Below are 17,428 nucleotides of genomic sequence, written 5' to 3' on the forward strand. Positions count from 1 at the left end.
CCGGCTGTCCGGTGGACGCGACCTTTCTCGCTACCATCACAGGATGAGCGCGGACGAGATCGACTGGGCCCGCCGGCTGGCGGTGGACGCGAGCCGCGCCATGCCGTTGTATCACCAGTTGCGCGAGCGGCTGCGGATCGCCGTTCGCGAGGTCGAGCCGGACACCCCGATGCCGACCGAGCGGGCGCTGATGGAGTTCACCGGCGTCAGCCGGGCCACCATCCGGCGGGCGGTGGCCGACCTGGTCAGCGAGGGTTTGCTGGTCACCCGGCAGGGCAGCGGGACCTACACCGCGCCGGCCAGGGTGCCCACCGAGCTGGGCCGGCGCCCACGCGGCTTCACCGACACGATGGCCCGGCTGGGGCGGCAGCCGAGCACAAAAGTGCTCGAAGCGGAGCTGGTCGCTGCTTCGGCGGAAATCGCCGAGCGGCTGGGCCTGGCCGCCGGCGACCAGGTGGTGGTGCTGGAACGGCTGCGACTGCTGGACGGCGAGCCGTGCATGGTCGAGCGCGCGCACCTGCCGGCCGACCTGGTGCCAGGCCTGCTCGACCGGGACCTGGACGGCTCGCTCTATGACACCCTGAGCCTGCAATATGGGCTGGTGCCGGCGCAGGGCACCGAGTCGATCGTGGCGGTCAACGCCGACCAGCGGCTGGCCCGGCTGCTGGACATCCCGATGGCCGCGGCCGTGCTGGCCACCTCCCGTACGACCAGCACGGACAGCGGCACGCACCTGGAATACACCCTCCGGCACGCCCGCGGCGACCGCTGCTCGTTTCTCATCGAGCTGGGTGCGTCCGGCGGGCAGCTCGGCGACCACTCCAGCCTTGATCCGGCATTACGGCCGGCACTGTTCACCTGATTGGGTCGTTGACACGGCCAATCCTCCTCAATAAAGATACGGTTGTACGGACCAATTGAGGTGAGGGTGGCCGGCACGTGACAGGGATAAGACTCGGCGTCGACGTCGGCGGCTCCGCGACCAAGTGGGTGCTACTCGACGAGACCGGCGCCATGCTGGACGCCGGCTCGACGCCCACCCCGCGAGCCGGGCCGGCGGCGGTGATCGAGCTGGTCGCCGAGCTCGCGGCGCAGTCGAAAGAGCCCACCGCGATCGGGGTCGCCGTCCCGGGCCTGGTCGACACGGCCAGCGGCGCCACCCTGTTCATCCCCAACGTGGGCGGTGACTGGGCGGGCTTCCCGTTCACCGAACGGCTGGCGGCGCGTACGTCCACACCGGCCACCGTCATCAACGACGGCCGCGCGTTCGCGCTCGCCGAGCTCCGGCAGGGCGCCGCGAAAGGCCTGTCCGAAGCGCTTTTCGTGGTGGTAGGCACCGGAATCGGCGGTGCACTGGCGGTTGGCGGCCGGGTTTTGCATAACCGGCGCGACAATTTCGGGGCGATCGGGCACATGACCGTACGGCCGAACGGCGATCGCTGCACCTGCGGCAACCGCGGCTGCCTGGAAACCGTCGCGAGCGCCCGTGCGCTGGCCACCAAGACCGCGACCGCCGAGCAGGTCGCCGCGGCGGCCGCCCAAGGCGATCCGACCAGCGCGCGGCGGATCCTGCGGGCCGGTCGGGAGCTTGGCCTCGCGATCAGCAGCACGCTCGCCTTTCTCGGCTTTTCCACCGCAGTGGTGGGTGGCGGCGTCGCCGGCGCGCTGCCGCAAATGCTGCCGGCGATAGTCGCCGAACTCGATGACCGGACCGCCATGCTCGGCACCTGTCACGTACACCCCGGCGCGCTCGGCCCGCATGCGGGTGCGATCGGCGCGGCCTTATGGACTTTGGAGGGACCATGACCTGGATCGGGCAGGCCATCGAGCTGCTGAGGACGATCGAGGACACCCAACTGGCGGCGCTGGAGCGGGCCAGCGTGCTCGCGGCGGAGTCCATTGCCGGCGGCGGGGTCGTGCACACCTTCGGCACCGGCCACTCGCGCATCCCGGTCGAGGAGATGTTTCCGCGCTACGGCTCATATCCGGGCTTCCACCCGATCGTCGAGCTGTCGTCGACCTTCCACACCCAGGTCACCGGTTCGAACGGGCTGCGGCAGGCGATGTTCGTCGAGCGGGTGCAGGGCCTCGCGGACGTGATCCTGAGCAACTTCGCCTTGCGGCCAACGGATTCGGCGATCGTGTTCAGCGTCAGCGGCCGCAACGCGCTGCCCGTCGAGATGGCGATCGGCCTGCGAAAAGCCGGCGTACGGGTGATCGCGGTGACCGGCCTCGCCGAGTCGTACGCGGCCGAGCCGACCCATCCAACCGGTACGCGCCTGTGCGATCACGCCGATGTCGTTATCGACCTCTGTACGCCACCGGGCGACGCGCTGTCCACAGTGGACGGTCTGGCCGAGCGGGTCGGTCCGGGCAGCACGGTGGCCGCGGTCGCGGTGGTGAACGAGATCAAGGTGCGGACGGCCCAAAAGCTCGTCGACGCCGGCTGCCCGCCCCCGGTGATCACTGGCGCGAGCGTGGTCGGCCGCGAACGCAGCGACGAACTGTTCGCCGCGGCCTGCGCCGAGCATGCCCGCCGGGCCGCCGCCGTGCTCCGGACTACCCCGTGAACGTGCTGGTCGCGGGCGCGGCCGGCGGGATCGGGTCGGCGTGCGTACGAGCCGTCGAGGCCGACGGCGGCGCGGTCTATGGCGTCGACCGGGACGACACCGACATCACGCTGCCCGGCGGCGCCGAGCGGGCCGTCGCCACCGCGGTGGACAAGCTCGGCCGGTTGGACGGCGTGGTGCACGCGATCGGCATGTCCGGCCGCCGACAGGGCGACGGACCCATCGAGTCGTGTACGGACCAAGCCTGGGCCGAGGTTCTGCGAGTCAACTTGGAATCAGCGTTTCGGCTGCTCAGAGCGGCCGTGCCGGTGCTCACCGAGGCCGGCGGCGGCTCGATCGTACTGATCGGCTCGGCGCTCGCGACCGATCCCGATCCGGACTTTCGCACCGTCGCGTACGCGACCGCCAAGGGCGCCCTGCTGTCGCTGGCCCGCGTCGTCGCGCACCAGACCGCACGCGCCGGCGTACGGGTGAACATCGTCTCCGCGGGACTGGTGGACACGGCGATGGCGACGCGCGCGCTCACCACCCAAGCAATCCAGGACCGGCTTCCCGAGCTGATGCCGCTCGGCGGCAACGCCTGCACGCCGGAAGAGGTGGCCGCGGCGGTGTTGTGGCTGTTGTCGCCGGCTTCCCGGCGTACCACCGGAACCTCGCTGCCAGTGGATGGCGGGTGGCACTTATGAGCGATCCGCTGCTGTGGTCAGGTGACGTGATCGTGGCTGGCGGCGGCTCGGCGGGCTGCGCTGCAGCCGTCGCGGCCGCCCGCGAGGGCGCGTCGGTGCTGCTGGTGGAATCGGCCGGGTTCTTCGGCGGCACCGGCGCGGCCGTCCTGGACACGTTCTACGGCTTCTATCCCCCGGGCGGCAACGAGAGAGTCGTCGGCGGCATTGGCTGGGAGGTGTGCGAGGCGCTGTTCGCCAGGGAAGCGGCTTTCGAGCGTCCGAACACCTATGGCGCCGGCACGGGAGTCACGTACGAGCCGGAGATCCTCAAACAGGTCTGGGACGACCTGCTGGCCGACGCCGATGTCACGACCTTGCTGCACGCGACCGTCACCGATGTCCTTATGGACGGCGACAAAGTCAGCCACCTCGGACTGCACACGGCCGCCGGCCCACGGTCGGTGAAAGCGGTCGTCTACATCGACGCAACCGGCGACGCGGAGCTGGCCTGGCGGGCCGGCGCTGCCGTGGACGCGCCGCGCGACCAGGTCCGCCGACAGCCGATGACCGCGACTTTTCGGCTTGGTGGTGTGGATCTGGCCCGTACGTCGGCGGCCGACCTGCATCGCCGAATGGCCGAGGCGACCGGTTATGTGTTGCCACGCCGGGAAGGCTCGACTCACCGGACAATGCTGCCCGGGGTCGTACACACCAACCTGACGCGCGTGAGCGGCGCCGATCCGACCGACCCGTGGCAGCTGTCCGACGCGGAGCGGGAAGGCCGTCGACAGGTCCGCGAATACGTCCGGTTCCTGACCGCCGAAGTGCCTGGCTACGAGCAGGCGTACCTGATCAACACGTCCATAAGGATCGGCGTACGAGAGAGCCGCCGGCTGCGCGGCCGCTACTTGCTGACTCGCTATGACGTCCTGCAGGCACGTGAGTTCGCCGACGCGATCGCCCGCTGCGGGGCGCCGGTCGAGGACCACGACGGCGGCTCGAAGACCGTGTGGGAGTACGTCGGCGGGGCGGCCACCGGACGCAGTTACGGCGTGCCGTACGGCTGCCTGCTGCCGGTCGAGGTCGGCAACCTGCTGGTCGCCGGCCGCTGCCTGTCCGCGACGCACAGCGCGCACGCATCGGTCCGGTCGATGGCCCAGTGCTTCGCCACCGGGCAAGCCGCCGGCACCGCGGCCAGCTTCGGTGAAAACCCGGCTGACCTCGATGTTCAGGTACTGCGCAAGCGACTGATCGACCAGGGAGCATTGCTGTGAGCCGCGTACGTACGGTCATGGGCGATGTCGACACCGACCAGCTCGGTGTCATGTTCGCCCACGAGCACCTGCTGATGACCGGCGGCTGGCCGGTCCTGCACGAGCCGGACTACCGGCTCGACGACCTGCCGGCCGCCGCCACCGAACTGCGCGCGGCGGCGGCACACGGGCTGTCCGCGGTCGTCGAGATGACCCCGCTCGGCTTCGGCCGCAGCCCGCGCGGGCTCGCCCAGCTGGCCCGCGAGACCGGCGTCGCGATCATCGCCACCACCGGCTTCCACAAGGTCGAGTATTACGACGACCTGCACTGGTTACACCGCTACAGCGCGGACCAGATCAGCCGGCTGCTGATCGAGGAGATCACCGTCGGGATGGACGAATACGGCCTTGTTGGGCCGTACGCGGATCGTACGGACGCAAGGGCCGGCGTGATCAAGATCGGCACCCGCTACCACCGGTTGGGCCGCTCGATCGGCAAGCTGATCGAGGCCGTCGGCATGGCGCATCAGGAGACCGGTGCGCCGGTCGCGACCCACAACGACAAGGGCACCTGCGGCCACGAAGTGCTGGACGCGCTGGTCGCGGCCGGTGTCCAGGAACGGCACGTGGTGCTGGGCCACATCGACCACAACGCCGACCCGGGGCTGCTCGCCGAGCTGGCCGCCCGCGGTGCGTACCTCGCCTTCGACCGGCCCGGCCGGATCAAGTACGCGCCGGACAGCGACTCGGTGGCGCTGCTGGTCGCGGTCGCCGAGCGCGGCGGCGCCGACCGGCTGCTGCTGGGCTGCGACCTGGCCCGGCGCAGCTACTGGCGCAGCCTCGGCGGCGGTCCGGGCCTGGACTACCTGCTACGCGTCTTCGCGCCGCGCATGCGCGCCGAGGGCCACGCGGACCTGGTCGACGCCGCCCTCACCGTCAACCCGGCCCGCGCCTTCGCCCTTCGGTAGACCTGCGTCGGGCATGGTGTAGCCGGCCGTTTGACGCTGGATGCCGGCTTCGGATACGGCGTGGCAGTGATCGCCGAGTGTCGGACTTTGTCCCGCACTCGACGTCGAGTGCGGGATAAAGTGCCGCGGTCGACGTCCTCTACGACGGGCAGACATCGCTGTAGTCAGCAGACGGTGACCACATCGTCGCGTACGCGGACGCCAACAGGCCGGCCTCGCCAAGGATCCAGTCACCAAAAATCCCGCCATGCGGCACCCAATCAGCGCCAAAACGCCAAAAGGTGACTTTCCTTAATTCATTAGGACCACCTGATCATATTCGCCAACCAAAACGAGAAAAGCCTGGTGGATCACTTCAGAGGGAGTTAAGTTGTCCGTACAACTTGACGAATTGTGAGGGATGCCACATGGCCGAGGTCACCCGCGCCACCGCCGTGTCCACGACCGAACCCGGCCGGTCGCGGCCGGCCGAGCGGCTCGGCCGGCTGTTGCCGCTCCTGCTGCTGGGCAACGTCGGGATGTTCGCGCTCTACGCCGGCGTCAGTGGGGTTCTGCTGCCATTACAGGTGGCCGCCATCGACCCCGCCAACAAGGTCGCGAACCTCGGGCTGGTCACCGGCGTCAGCGTGCTCGCCGCGGTGATCTTCACCCCGCTGGCTGGCAGCTTCTCGGACCGCACCCGCGGCCGCTTCGGCCGGCGGGCGCCGTGGATCCTTGGCGGCGCGCTGGCCTCGCTGGTCGGCATGGTGATTTTGGGCAGCGTACGAACCATCGCGTTGCTCTTCGTTTTCTGGGCGCTGACCCAAATCACCATGGGCGCCTACCAGGCGTCGATCACCGCGGTGGTGCCGGACCGGGTGCCGGCGACCCGGCGCGGCATCGCCTCGGCGGTCATCGGGATGAGCATTCCGCTGGGCAACGCGGTCGGCGCGATCCTGGCCGCCGCCCTCGCCGCGACCCTGCTGACCGGCTACCTGACGCTCTCACTGCTGGTGATTGCGGTGGCGATTTTGTTCACCACGCTAACAAAAGACCGGCCGGTGGCGGCCGCCGAAACGACTCGGATCCGGACCGGGGAATGGCTGCGTACGCTGCTGTCGAGCCTCGCCCATCGGGACTTTCGCTGGGTTTTCATCGGCCGCGCCCTGTTGATCCTCGGATATTTCCTGGTCGCGACATACAACCTCTATTTGTTGCAGGACTACTACCGGCTGCCGGCCGGTCTTTCGGCGACCGCCGCGATCGCGATTCTCAGCCCGATCGGCGCGGTCGCCACCGTGGTCGCGACGGTCGTCGGCGGCGCGCTTTCGGACCGGTTCGGCCGGCGTAAGCCGTTCGTCTTCGGCGCCAGTTGCCTCGCCGGCGTCGCCTGCGTCATTCCGTTGATTTCCCCGACCTGGACCGGCGTCCTGGCATTCAGCATTGTTTCGGGCCTGGGCCTGGGATGTTATCTGTCCGTCGACACCGCGCTGGCCACCCTCGTGCTGCCCTCGGACCGCGACAACGGTCGCGATCTGAGCATTCTCAACATGTCCATGGCGGTGCCGCAGATCGTCGCGCCGCTGATCGCCTCCGCCCTCGTCCTGCATGTCGGCGGATATCCGGCGGTCTTCGTCGGCAGCGGGGTGCTCGCCGTCCTCGGCGCGCTCGCCGTGATTCCCATCCGCGGAGCCAAATAACCGCCGCAGAAAGGCAACACTCCGTCATTTTCGACCCTTGAAGGGCAGAGCCATGTCCAAAACAAGCCACATCAGGCTTCGGCACGTACTCACCGTCACCGCGGCCGCCGCCGCGATCCTGCTCGGATCGCTGTCGCCGGCCAACGCCGCCACCTATCCCGTCGAATCCGCCTACACCGCGGCCGGTCCGTACGCGACCACCACCGGCACGGTCGGCAGCACGTACGACCTCTACTACCCCAGCAACTACGCGACGCTCGGCTTCAAAAGCCCGATCATCACCTGGGGCAACGGCACCAACGCCAACCCGACGATGTATTCCACGCTGTTGAGCCATCTCGCCTCGTACGGCTTCACCGTGATCGCCTCCACGCTGCCGAACACCGGCAGTGGCAACGAAATCGACGCCGCCGCGCACTACCTGGTCACCCAGAACAGCACGACTGGCAGTGTTTTCAACGGAAATCTCGACATCCATCACGTCGCCGCGGTCGGACACTCGCAGGGTGCCGGTGGCGCCACCCGGGCCGCCACCAGCGACCCGGCGCTGATCACCACGCTGATGACCTTCTCGCTGCCCAACACCATCTGGGTCGGCTCCAACCCGGACTGTCCGACCGCCAGCGACTGCATGTACAACCCGGCGCAGGTCACCCAGCCGGCTTTCCTGATCAGTACGCACGGCGGCGCGGACGGCATCATCGCCAGCCCTGCCACCGAAAAAGGCTACTTCACCAGTCTGCCGGGCCATGGCGCGCTCGGCATTATCCAGAACTCCGACGGCAAGGCCGCCGACCACTCGGCGTCCCAGGACATCGCCTCCGGCGGCACTCCGGATGGGCTGCTCGGCTACGCGACCGCTTGGCTCACGTACCAGCTTCGCGGCGACACCACCGCCGCCGGTGCCTTCACCGGCGCCCATCCGGAGCTTCCCACCAACACCAACTGGCCTGGCAGCGCCGCGAAATAACCCTACTGGCCGTTCCAGGTGGCCAGCACGCGGAGCTTGTTCCACGGAATGTGGTGCAGTGCGCCGGTGGAGCCGTCCAGGCCGACGTTGTCCAGGATCCCACCGTCGCGCATGCCGTTGCCGGGGCGTTGCCACGGCGACCGGCTCGGGTCGGTGAGGTCGTCACCGGCCACTCCGATGCCACTGATCGGACCCGGGCCGCCACTGTCCAGGATGTAGCCACCGTATTTCTGCATGGCGACACAGATCATCTTCTCTCCGGCGGACGCGCCGGAGAGGGTGTCGCACTGAACCGACGGATCGAGTTGCATCCGGGCGCCCATCGGCAGGCAGCTGTTTCCGGAACCATCGCCGTCTGATTTACCAGCGGGCGCACGGAAAGCGCGGCAGCTCTTGGTGGAGGTGAAATAGAGGGCGTGCTCGATCGAGCCGGTTTGAATCTCGCTGTTGAGAATGAAACCGCTGCCCGCCTGCACCTCCGCGCCGGTGCCAACGCCCTCGGTCTTGGACGCCGCACCGCCACCGCTCGCGGCCGGCCAGTTGCCACCGCAGGAGCCGTTCCACTGCCCGCTGGACTTGCTCGCTCCCCAAATGGACTTGATGGTGCCGTCGTCCTTGTTGTGTACGACGATCCACTCGTCACCTGGAGCCGGCAGCTCGCGAGTCGCGTACGCGGGAATGTGGATGCTGCCGCCGACCGAACATCCCCAGTCGCTTTCGCTGAAAGACGGGTGATAAACCGGATCGCTGTTGCTGGCGTCGTAAATGGTGATCTGCCACTGCGGGCCGTTGACCCGTGGAGTGTTGCTGCCCATGGTGGCGACCATGGAGGCCGAGTGGGAGTCGAGCTTGGGATTGGCCGGGATGGCGGATCGGAAGTAGTTGGTGGACCCGTCCGTACCGGTGAACAACTCGGCCGGGCCGGGCTGGCGCGCATCCCAGGCATCGGCCCCCGCGGTGGTGCCGAAACCGGCCACCAGAGCGATGGCTCCGACGGCGGCCACCGTTCGCGTCCAGCGTCGTACCGTGTCCATACGAACCTCCCTTTTCGTCGCGTACCTCGCTATTCGATCCTTACCGACGCGAGATGGGAGACGTCCCGAGAAACGATTTCCGGCTGCCTGGCACACTGTCCGGGTGGCGAGTGGTCAGCTGATTGCCGGGCGATATCGGCTCGAGAGCGAGCTTGGCGCGGGTGGGATGGGCATCGTCTGGCTCGCCACCGATCTCGAACTTCGCCGGAAGGTCGCGCTGAAGCGATCACAGACCGGTGACGCCGGCCAGATCCGGCGGGAGGCCATGATCGGCGCCGGGCTGACCCATCCGCATGTGGTCACCGTGTTGGACGTGGCGGTCGACGGCGACGACCGCTGGCTGGTGATGGAATACGTGCCGTCGCGCAGCCTCGCGGAGGTGCTCGCCAACGACGGGCCGCTGCCACCGAACCAGGTCCGCAGGATCGGGGTCGAGCTGGCCGGCGCGCTCGCGGTGATGCACGCGAAAGGCATGGTGCATCGGGACATCAAGCCGAGCAACGTGCTCATCGCGCAGGACGGCACCGCGAAACTGACCGACCTCGGCATCGCCCGCTGGGCGGAGGCGACGCTGACCGGCGGTGCGTACGCGGGTGGCACCGCAGCGTACCTGGCCCCGGAAGCGGCCGACGACCACGAAGCAGGCCCGGCCTCGGACATCTTCTCGCTCGGCGCCACCCTGTTCGCCGCCGTCACTGGCGGCTCGCCGTGGGGCGGTTCGGGTCCGGCAGCGCAACTGCGCCGGGCCGCCGCGTACGACCTCGAACCGATGCCGCCGACCGGTGGCCTCGCCCCCGTGCTCGGCGCGTTGATGGCCAAACAACCCGCGCGCCGGCCGACCGCCGACCAGGTGCAGGGCCTGCTGAGTGGGGACACCACCGACCGCGTCTTTACCCCGGGGCGTCCGCACCGGGGGCGGTTGGTGCTGGTCAGCGCGGTGGTCGTCGGAGTCATGCTGGTGAGTGCCGGAGTCTTCGCGGCCATTCGGCATCGAACACCCGCGGCGCCTTCGAAGCCAGCCGCCGCCACGTCCCCGGGCGCCCTCGGCGATCCGCGTACGGCCGACCCGTGCGCGCTGCTCGTACCCGGCTCGCTGGCCCGATTCGGCAAGGTGGCGCTGGAACCCAACTACGGAAATTTCAACCACTGCGATCTCACCGTGGACACCACCGGCAAGAGCGACATCATCGACGTGTCGCTGGAATTCCAGCTGCCAGAAGAATATCCGGCTGTGCCACCGGTGCCCGGCAAGCTCGGCCAGGTGCAGCCCGTGCCGCCGACCGAGAATCGCTGCCAGCGCAGCATCGCGTTGCCCAACCTCTATCTCGTGGTGATTTCGGCCCGGCAGGTGCATAACCAACCCGCGCCGTTGTGCGGCGCGGCTGAGGCTGTCGCACTGGGCACGTACGGACTGCTGGCGAACGGGCCCATCCCGCACCGGCCGGCCTATAAATCTCCTTCCACCGGTGCCCTGGACGCGTGCACTTTGTTGTCCGGCAAGGAAATTTCCACCGCGATCGGCGCGGCCGTCAGTGCCGAACCCGACTACGGAAACTGGACCTGTTACTGGGAACACGGCGGCAGGCAGGTCACCGTCTCCTTCGGCCGGGAATACCCGTTGGAGGGCGATCCACCGGACGGGACCAAAACAACCGTCAGCGGACGCCTCGCGTACGTGGACACCTCCACCAACGACGGCCGCCGCGACGAATGCGATCTCACGCTCGTACATCGGCGCTACACGCCCACTGTGGCGTCCGAGAAAGGCACCCCGCCCCAGCGCGAGGAAACGGTCATCGTCAGCCTGGAGAACAAAGACACCAGCAACGTTCAGACCGAATGCGCGGCCGCCACCGTACTAGCCAGCGCGCTGGTCGCTCGGCTTCCCCATTAGGTCCTGCCTGGTTATTCCGGTGGGGGTGTCGTAGTGGACTTTCCCCGGACGTGGCCGATGGGCTGGTGATACGGCTGGTCAAGTGTTAGTCGGACGGTTGCTGCGCAATATGGGCCTGTCGCCGGGGCGACCGTTTGTGGCGGGCAGACCTGGAAGAGCGACGAATATTCCTCCTCTGTCGCGGCTGCGAAGAGACCGGTGCGGTGGTGTACTTCGCCCGACGAGGCCCTGGATCAGGTCCGATTTTCACAGTGGCACCATGTGGGGACGAATGGGCGTCAGTACCGCTTCGTAGGAAACAAGCAGTTGAGTATCGGGCCAGAGCGCGCTTTGAAATACGAGTTCTCCACAGGGGGTTAAGTGGTCCGTTTCTTATCCACAGAAACGAAAACTGACGCCCCGGCTGTCGGTAGCGGCCAGTAAAATTGGGTCATGAGCAGAAAACGAAGGCGACCGGAATTCACCGACCCGAACAAGCAACCGTGGCGCACCATGCCACCGAGCTGGGTCCCCCTGCAAATGCTGGAAGAACTCGACCGGTACGGCCGAGCCGACGCTGACACCGCGCTGGCCGCGATCGAAACACTGGACAAGGTGATCTCGTATACGCAGGCGATGCAGATGCGGTTCATGGACCGCTTCACCAACGCCCGCCCAGCCGTCGGCGCACCTTTCTCCAATACGCGGCCGGTGAAATCGCCGCATCACTGACCTGGAGCCTGTCGGCCGCTCAGAAGCGGTTGAATTTGGCGTACCAACTGGTCCATGAGCTGCCGGGCACCATGGCTGGGATGTCTCACGGTGACCTTGACCTGCGTAAGGCGTTCACGTTCGCGGACCAGGTCGGCCACCTCTGCCCTGAGGACGCTCGGAAAGTCGAAGAGACGGTGCTGCCCGGCGCGGACTCCAAGACGCCTCGATCGATCCGAGACAGGGCCCGGCGGGAGGTCATCAAAATCGACCCAGCAGCCGCCGAAACCCGCCGCAAAAAGCTCGTCTCCGAGAGGCGAGTAGAAAAACAACCCTGCGAAGACGGGATGGCTCTGCTGGGCGCGTTCCTGCCCGCCGAATCAGCGGAGGCGATCTACCGTCGCATCGACACCATCGCCCGCAGCCTTAAAACCAAAGACGAGTCCCGCACCATGGACGCACTCCGCGCCGACGCCCTCACCGACCTTTGCCTGGGCGTCCCCAGCAACGTACGCACCAAAATCGAACTCCGCGTAGACGCCACGACCTTGATGGGCCTGGACGACAACCCAGCGATCTTGAGTGGCTATGGTCCGATGACCGCGCAACGCGCACGCGAACTCGCTGGAGATGACACCAGTGAGTGGTACCGAATCCTCACCGACCCAGTCAGTGGTGTCGTGATCGACCACGGCCGTACGCGCTATCGCCCCACCAAAGCGCTACGGGACCTGGTCAACGCACGGGACCAGCGATGCTGCGGACCCGCCTGCAACCGGCCCGCGGCGACCTGCGAGTTCGACCACACCATCCCTTTCCGCGATCCGGAAGGGAAGACCGCGTACGACAGCGCTGGGCCGGCCTGCAAGTTCCATAACGACATCAAAGAACACGGCTGGACCGTCACCCAACCCACACCAGGACGATTCCTGTGGACCAGCCCCACCGGACGCACCTACGACGTCACACCAAACGACCAATACCCACCACCACCGTTCTAACGGCAGGAACGGCGCCCGGTGAACCCGGGCTCACCACCGCCAACGAGAGTCGCTGAGTCAAGCACGTCTACTACCAAGACGGGGATGTCATAGTGAGCTTTCCGACGACGGTGGGCCGGAATCGACTTGGTTTATGGCTGTTTATCGCCAACCACAGGACCGCCTGGCACTGGGTGCTGGCCCGTCCGCGGTTGACAACTGGCTTGCTGACTACCGGTACGAGGATAGGCCCAGCCCGCTAGTGACAGTAGATCCTCGCCTGCTCGCCGCCAAAATTGGCGACCACCGCGGTCCGACGGTTGCTGCACAAATGAGCCAACAACCTCCCACACCGCCAAATGCTCTTCCGCCAACCACCCTGCGCCACGCCTCAAATGTCCCTTAACCCACTACCGGCTTAGTAGGCCAGTACGAGTGTGAGGTTTCCGGAGCCGGGCACGGTCGCTTCCAGGCCACGGGTCGTACGTACCACCTCAGGCTGGACCGGTTTTCCGTTGAGGGTGGCCGATTTCACCGAAGCGCCGGTCGGCAGCACCGCCCCGATCGTCATCTTCAACGGGCCGCTCGCGGTAACCGTGATCGTCTGTCCAGACTCGACGGCGGTGACCGACACCGCGCCGGTGCCGACTCGGATGTTGTGACCGGAAATCCGCTGTTGCCCAGCCGGGATTTGCGGCACCACCCGGATCCAGCCATTGCCGGCGTCCGGGTCCACGCCGAGCTGCTGGTGCACGACCGGCCAGAGGATCCCGTACGAACCCCACGCCTGCAACACCATCGAACGCTCCGTCAACTTCTTGTCAATATTTGCGCCGAAGTCCGGGCTCGGCGCGATCTCCGGCATCGCCCCAGGCATTTCCCACAGCGTCGGATCGAGCTGCACCCGAGCGATGTCGGTCGTGTAGCGAGCCGCTGAGCGCCCATAGTTTCCCTCTGCCACCGCCATAATCGACGTTGTCAAGGTAAAAGCCTCCCGGTCGGCCGCGACACTGGAAACCGCGATGTCGCACGAGGCACCCTTGTTGCCGGCCGGGTCACTGGTGGGCCCGGTGCCAGTGTGGAAGAGGCCGAGATCGCCGCTGTAACAAGGCTTTTCGTGCTGGGTAAGGGTCGCCACCGCGTGATCGGTGGAGGCGATCGGCGTACCGTCGGGCAGCGTGGCTTCGGCCGGAGTGAGTCCGATCCAGTGCCGCTGGAAAACCTTCGTGTTGCCCGGATCGGCGAGCGAGTCCGCGTACGACTGCGTGTCGCCGCCGTTCCACCACGCGTTTTCGAACCGGTGCATTAGGTTCGCCACCTTCGCCGCCGCCCAGCGGGCGGTGGCGTTGTCGCCCTTCGCGGTCGCCAGGTCAACCAGATCGGCCAGCCCGCGGATCGTGTAGACGGTGTTGTCGAGCTTCTCCGCGCCCATCCCCGGCCGCTCAACATTTCCCAGCCCTTCCGGCCAACCGTCGCCGTCCGCGTCCAGGCTGGTCACATATTTCATCGCCCGTACCGAAGCGTCGTACATGTCGTCGAGGAAATGCCGGTCCCCACTCCACCGCCACACCAACGCCACCGCGCTCGGGAACTTCGCCGACTCGTCGGTGTTGCCCGCATCGGCGTTGGCCCCGAAGTAGACCTGCCCATCAGGGGTCACCTCGTGGACGATCTTTCCGCTGCGGCTGTTGACCTTGTCGCTGACATCGCGCAGCGATCGCAGGTGCGCCTCGATGTTCTCAAACTGGCCAGCGGCCACCGCGGCGAACGCGGTGTATTCCCCGTCCGTACCGAAAAGCCAGCTGTAATCCGGAAACCCCGCAGCTATCCAGCGAGCCGAGTCGAGCGTGCCTACCGGCGCGGGATAGACCGTGCCACCGTTGGTCGGGCGCAGTTGCAGATTATGTGTCTCCTGCACGGCATCGGCCAGATTTTGTTTGGTCCACTCGACGCTCTGCGCGAGCAGCGGATCACCCGGCAGGTCCACCACGGTACGCGCGTCGACCGCCTTCCGGGCGGTCAGCTTGGCCTCAAATTCCGCGTCGGGATCGCGCAGGACACGCGAAAGTGTGCTCTGCGCGGCCGCTGGCCCGGTGTCCGAGCCGGCCACCGCGAACCACACGGTCAGCGGTTTCCAGGCAGCCAAAGTGATCCGGTAGTCCAACCGACCGCCGGCGCCGTTCCCGTACGCGGTGTCGTCGCATCGCGCCGGCAGGTCCGCAGTGCCCGGTCCGGAGGCCGGGCACCTCACCGGCGGATCCTGCGGACCGCGGAAATCATTGCCCACCTGCGACGAGACCGGGGTCAGCGACGATCCCACCGACGCGGCCCAGTCATGTTTGAGTTGATTCGGGCCCGGTGGCGTACCCACATCGCGGAACAGCAACGCGTTGCCGGAAACACTGGCGGTGTCCGGCAAATTCACTGTCGTCTGCGAAGGTTTGGTCTCTCCCCATGGATACATGCCCATGAGCTCGGAATGCGCGTCGACGGACAGCGTCAACGTGCGGGTTTGGCTGCTGCTCAACGTGAGACCGACCAGCCCGGCCCGCTCCCCGTCGGGATCCACATCCGTACGAGTGATGCGCAGCCCGTCGTTGGTCGGAAACTCGGTCCGGACATATCCCCAACCCGACCGCATCCGGTTCGCCGCCGGCAACCACTGTCCATCAACCCCGAACCACAACCCGTCCAACACCTTGATCGGTGGCGCGAAGAAACCGCCCATCTCTCCACGGGTATGGAATCCGGCCGCCGGATAGCGGCCGTCTGCCGTTCCCATTGACCAGAACCGGTCGCCGGTGACCAGCATCCGCCGATCAGCCAGACGTGTCGTGACCGCTAACTCAGGCGTACGCGCCGCAGCGGCAATCACCGGCGGTGGAGCCAAAAACGCCAGTGCGAGCATGGCGGCGAGACCTGCGGAACGTTTCCCTGGGCCCATGGCCACTGGACTTTACCCGCAGTCGGGTCCAGCCACCCGTCAGCGGAGGACGCGATAGCGAAGGTGAGTGGCAGCTGGGGTGTCGATCACTCGGACGATGTCCAGCTCGATCCGCGACGGCAACACGTCGAACATTCGTCGGCCGCTGCCAAACAGCACCGGGATCTGGTGGATCTGCAGTTCGTCCAGCACCCCGGCCTCCAGCGCCCGTTGTGCCGTGTACGCGCCATGCACCAGCACGTGCCGATCCCCGGCGGCGGCCTTCGCCTGGGCCATCGCGCTCTCGATCCCGTCATTCACGTACGTCACCATGGGATAGTTGGCGACCGTCGGCCCGGGCGGCCGGTGACTGGGCACAAAAATCGGTACCCCACTATGGTCACCACCCCAGTGATCGACCTGCTCTACGGTACGCCGCCCCGCCAGCACCGCACCGTGGTTGTGGAACTCGTCGAACAACTCCGCCGCCGGCCCATCCGGCCGGACAAAATTGCCCGCATCAGACACGAACCAGTCGTGCAGCCGCATAAAGTCGTCGCCCCCGGGGTTGCCCGGCTCGTCATGGGGACCGGCGATATAGCCATCGAGCGACATCGACATGTAGAGCACCGATACGGACATCTCGACCTCCTGTGGTCTTGGCTTCGCAGTTATGACCAGAGACAATCCCATTTCTCATCGGTCGGCTGACGTGCGCCGCAACAACCCCGCTAAACCGACACTCGAATCGGTGGATACAGGCTTAGGGTGTTGTGGGTGATCACCGTCGTCGACTATGACCCTGCCTGGCCGCCGCGGTTCGAGGTTCTCCGGCAGGAGTACGCGCGAGCGATGGCTGCGGCTGATGTGCCAGTGGTGGCGATCGAACATGTAGGCAGTACGTCCGTGCCCGGCCTCGCCGCCAAACCCGTCATCGACTGCGACATCATCGTTGCACCGGCCGATGTCGAGGCCGCCTCGGCGGTGCTGGTGGGGCTCGGCTTCCGGCCGTTGGGAGAACTGGGAATCCCGCGGCGATGGGCGTTCAAGGAACCTGCCCGGCTAGCGGGCACCAACACCTACGTGATCGTTGAGGGCGCGTTGTCGCTGCGCAATCACCTGTGCGTACGCGACGTGTTGCGTTCCAATGCCGCGCTGCGGGAGGAGTATGCAGCGGTGAAGCTGCGTGTTGCCGCGACGGCGGCGAACATCGACGAGTACGGCCGCGGCAAAAACGCGACTATTCAGCGGATTCTCGCGGCAGGCGGCATGAACGACGCTGAACGGGCGTCGATCGATGCCAATCTGGTGCCGTCACACGAGACGCTTCCTCGCTCGTACGGATCGCCGTCGGAACAGTACGACGACAAGCAGAGTGCCGAAAAAGACCACCGCGATCACGGGTAGCGACCAGAACTTGAGAGCCGCCACCAAAACGTTCACCTCTTCGACTGCACTGTCGGGTGACGAGGTGAGGAACAGCACCAGGGAACTGGCGAACAGGCCAATGTATCCGATCATCAGCGCCAGTCCAGAGACACCGGCGGCGAGCAGCGCGATCGCCGTCGCCGCCATCGGTTGGGCGGTGTCGCGCTCGATGGCGGCGGTGGTGACTGGCAGCGGCGCCCAATGCTGACCTCGGTACGCCAGCCACTGCCGCCGCAGGTCGTTGACCTTGTCCCAACAGACCCGCCGAAATGAAGCCGTGATGCGCGGGACGACATAGCGGCGGCCCGCGGTGTCGTAAACACACCTCATCGGTTAGCCGATGCTAGGACCTGGCGGCCGAGACCAGTCTCGGC

At 66.9% G+C, this 17,428-nt stretch carries 16 protein-coding genes; 12 read left to right on the forward strand and 4 right to left on the reverse strand.

The window, feature by feature from the left end; all coding sequences use genetic code 11:
* Nucleotides 1-43: 43 nt before the first annotated feature.
* The 8 genes from ABD301_RS17685 to ABD301_RS17720 all read left to right on the forward strand — a co-directional run bounded on the left by ABD301_RS17685 (nt 44) and on the right by ABD301_RS17720 (nt 8,105).
* Nucleotides 44-862 (forward strand): GntR family transcriptional regulator, encoded by an 819-nt coding sequence (locus ABD301_RS17685; RefSeq protein ID WP_344311353.1) that lies wholly within the window; start codon nt 44-46, stop codon nt 860-862.
* A 77-nt stretch (nt 863-939) separates the two neighbouring features.
* Nucleotides 940-1,806, forward strand: a complete 867-nt coding sequence (locus tag ABD301_RS17690; RefSeq protein WP_344311354.1) for an ROK family protein — start codon at nt 940-942, stop codon at nt 1,804-1,806.
* Entirely contained in the window at nt 1,803-2,570 is a 768-nt protein-coding gene (locus ABD301_RS17695) for a sugar isomerase domain-containing protein (protein WP_163569132.1), read from the forward strand. The genes ABD301_RS17690 and ABD301_RS17695 overlap by 4 nt, the downstream gene beginning before the upstream one ends.
* Nucleotides 2,567-3,256 (forward strand): SDR family oxidoreductase, encoded by a 690-nt coding sequence (locus ABD301_RS17700; protein ID WP_344311355.1) that lies wholly within the window; start codon nt 2,567-2,569, stop codon nt 3,254-3,256. The genes ABD301_RS17695 and ABD301_RS17700 overlap by 4 nt, the downstream gene beginning before the upstream one ends.
* Nucleotides 3,253-4,509 carry an FAD-dependent oxidoreductase gene (locus ABD301_RS17705; protein ID WP_344311356.1) on the forward strand — a complete coding sequence of 419 codons (1,257 nt, stop codon included), beginning with the start codon at nt 3,253-3,255 and terminating at the stop codon, nt 4,507-4,509. The genes ABD301_RS17700 and ABD301_RS17705 overlap by 4 nt, the downstream gene beginning before the upstream one ends.
* On the forward strand, nt 4,506-5,456 hold the full coding sequence (locus ABD301_RS17710; protein WP_344311357.1) for a phosphotriesterase family protein: 951 nt from the start codon (nt 4,506-4,508) through the stop codon (nt 5,454-5,456). The genes ABD301_RS17705 and ABD301_RS17710 overlap by 4 nt, the downstream gene beginning before the upstream one ends.
* Nucleotides 5,457-5,863: 407 nt before the next feature.
* Nucleotides 5,864-7,135 carry an MFS transporter gene (locus tag ABD301_RS17715; RefSeq protein ID WP_344311358.1) on the forward strand — a complete coding sequence of 424 codons (1,272 nt, stop codon included), beginning with the start codon at nt 5,864-5,866 and terminating at the stop codon, nt 7,133-7,135.
* Nucleotides 7,136-7,187: 52 nt separating this feature from the next.
* Entirely contained in the window at nt 7,188-8,105 is a 918-nt protein-coding gene (locus tag ABD301_RS17720) for a poly(ethylene terephthalate) hydrolase family protein (protein WP_163569137.1), read from the forward strand.
* Nucleotides 8,106-8,107: 2 nt separating this feature from the next.
* Here ABD301_RS17720 and ABD301_RS17725 read toward each other — a convergent pair whose 3' ends face one another.
* On the reverse strand, nt 8,108-9,139 hold the full coding sequence (locus ABD301_RS17725; RefSeq protein ID WP_163569138.1) for a hypothetical protein: 1,032 nt from the start codon (nt 9,137-9,139) through the stop codon (nt 8,108-8,110).
* Nucleotides 9,140-9,242: 103 nt separating this feature from the next.
* Here ABD301_RS17725 and ABD301_RS17730 point away from each other — a divergent pair, with 103 nt between their 5' ends.
* The 3 genes from ABD301_RS17730 to ABD301_RS17740 all read left to right on the forward strand — a co-directional run bounded on the left by ABD301_RS17730 (nt 9,243) and on the right by ABD301_RS17740 (nt 12,724).
* The gene (locus tag ABD301_RS17730) at nt 9,243-11,033 is read left to right on the forward strand and encodes a serine/threonine-protein kinase (protein ID WP_344311359.1); all 1,791 of its coding nucleotides are present in this window, start codon (nt 9,243-9,245) and stop codon (nt 11,031-11,033) included.
* Between the two features lie 432 nt (nt 11,034-11,465).
* Nucleotides 11,466-11,744: a hypothetical protein gene (locus ABD301_RS17735; RefSeq protein ID WP_344311360.1), complete on the forward strand. Its 279-nt coding sequence runs from the start codon at nt 11,466-11,468 to the stop codon at nt 11,742-11,744.
* Between the two features lie 8 nt (nt 11,745-11,752).
* Complete coding sequence (locus ABD301_RS17740) at nt 11,753-12,724, forward strand: DUF222 domain-containing protein (protein ID WP_344311430.1); 972 nt, start codon at nt 11,753-11,755, stop codon at nt 12,722-12,724.
* A 397-nt stretch (nt 12,725-13,121) separates the two neighbouring features.
* On the opposite strand, the gene ABD301_RS17745 is transcribed toward ABD301_RS17740, so the two are convergent.
* Together ABD301_RS17745 and ABD301_RS17750 are read right to left on the reverse strand one after the other, a co-directional pair.
* On the reverse strand, nt 13,122-15,611 hold the full coding sequence (locus ABD301_RS17745; protein WP_344311361.1) for a glucosidase family protein: 2,490 nt from the start codon (nt 15,609-15,611) through the stop codon (nt 13,122-13,124).
* A 75-nt stretch (nt 15,612-15,686) separates the two neighbouring features.
* The gene (locus ABD301_RS17750; protein WP_163569144.1) at nt 15,687-16,268 is read right to left on the reverse strand and encodes a dihydrofolate reductase family protein; all 582 of its coding nucleotides are present in this window, start codon (nt 16,266-16,268) and stop codon (nt 15,687-15,689) included.
* 135 nt (nt 16,269-16,403) lie between these two features.
* Between ABD301_RS17750 and ABD301_RS17755 the strand changes: the two genes are divergently transcribed.
* Nucleotides 16,404-17,033: a GrpB family protein gene (locus tag ABD301_RS17755; RefSeq protein ID WP_163569145.1), complete on the forward strand. Its 630-nt coding sequence runs from the start codon at nt 16,404-16,406 to the stop codon at nt 17,031-17,033.
* On the opposite strand, the gene ABD301_RS17760 is transcribed toward ABD301_RS17755, so the two are convergent.
* Nucleotides 16,941-17,384 carry a hypothetical protein gene (locus tag ABD301_RS17760; RefSeq protein WP_163569146.1) on the reverse strand — a complete coding sequence of 148 codons (444 nt, stop codon included), beginning with the start codon at nt 17,382-17,384 and terminating at the stop codon, nt 16,941-16,943. The two genes, ABD301_RS17755 and ABD301_RS17760, sit on opposite strands and share 93 nt — an antisense overlap.
* Between the last annotated feature and the right edge of the window lie 44 nt (nt 17,385-17,428).

This window comes from Fodinicola feengrottensis (genome assembly GCF_039530045.1).
Taxonomy (GTDB): Bacteria; Actinomycetota; Actinomycetes; order Mycobacteriales; family HKI-0501; genus Fodinicola; species Fodinicola feengrottensis.

Bases quoted from the DNA above. Each gene is read 5' to 3' on its own strand.
- ABD301_RS17685 (WP_344311353.1), top strand. From the start codon at position 44: ATGAGCGCGGACGAGATCGACTGGGCCCGCCGGCTGGCGGTGGACGCG.
- ABD301_RS17695 (WP_163569132.1), top strand. From the start codon at position 1,803: ATGACCTGGATCGGGCAGGCCATCGAGCTGCTGAGGACGATCGAGGAC.
- ABD301_RS17705 (WP_344311356.1), top strand. From the start codon at position 3,253: ATGAGCGATCCGCTGCTGTGGTCAGGTGACGTGATCGTGGCTGGCGGC.
- ABD301_RS17715 (WP_344311358.1), top strand. From the start codon at position 5,864: ATGGCCGAGGTCACCCGCGCCACCGCCGTGTCCACGACCGAACCCGGC.
- ABD301_RS17720 (WP_163569137.1), top strand. From the start codon at position 7,188: ATGTCCAAAACAAGCCACATCAGGCTTCGGCACGTACTCACCGTCACC.
- ABD301_RS17725 (WP_163569138.1), bottom strand. From the start codon at position 9,139: ATGGACACGGTACGACGCTGGACGCGAACGGTGGCCGCCGTCGGAGCC.
- ABD301_RS17735 (WP_344311360.1), top strand. From the start codon at position 11,466: ATGAGCAGAAAACGAAGGCGACCGGAATTCACCGACCCGAACAAGCAA.
- ABD301_RS17745 (WP_344311361.1), bottom strand. From the start codon at position 15,611: ATGCTCGCACTGGCGTTTTTGGCTCCACCGCCGGTGATTGCCGCTGCG.
- ABD301_RS17750 (WP_163569144.1), bottom strand. From the start codon at position 16,268: ATGTCCGTATCGGTGCTCTACATGTCGATGTCGCTCGATGGCTATATC.
- ABD301_RS17760 (WP_163569146.1), bottom strand. From the start codon at position 17,384: ATGAGGTGTGTTTACGACACCGCGGGCCGCCGCTATGTCGTCCCGCGC.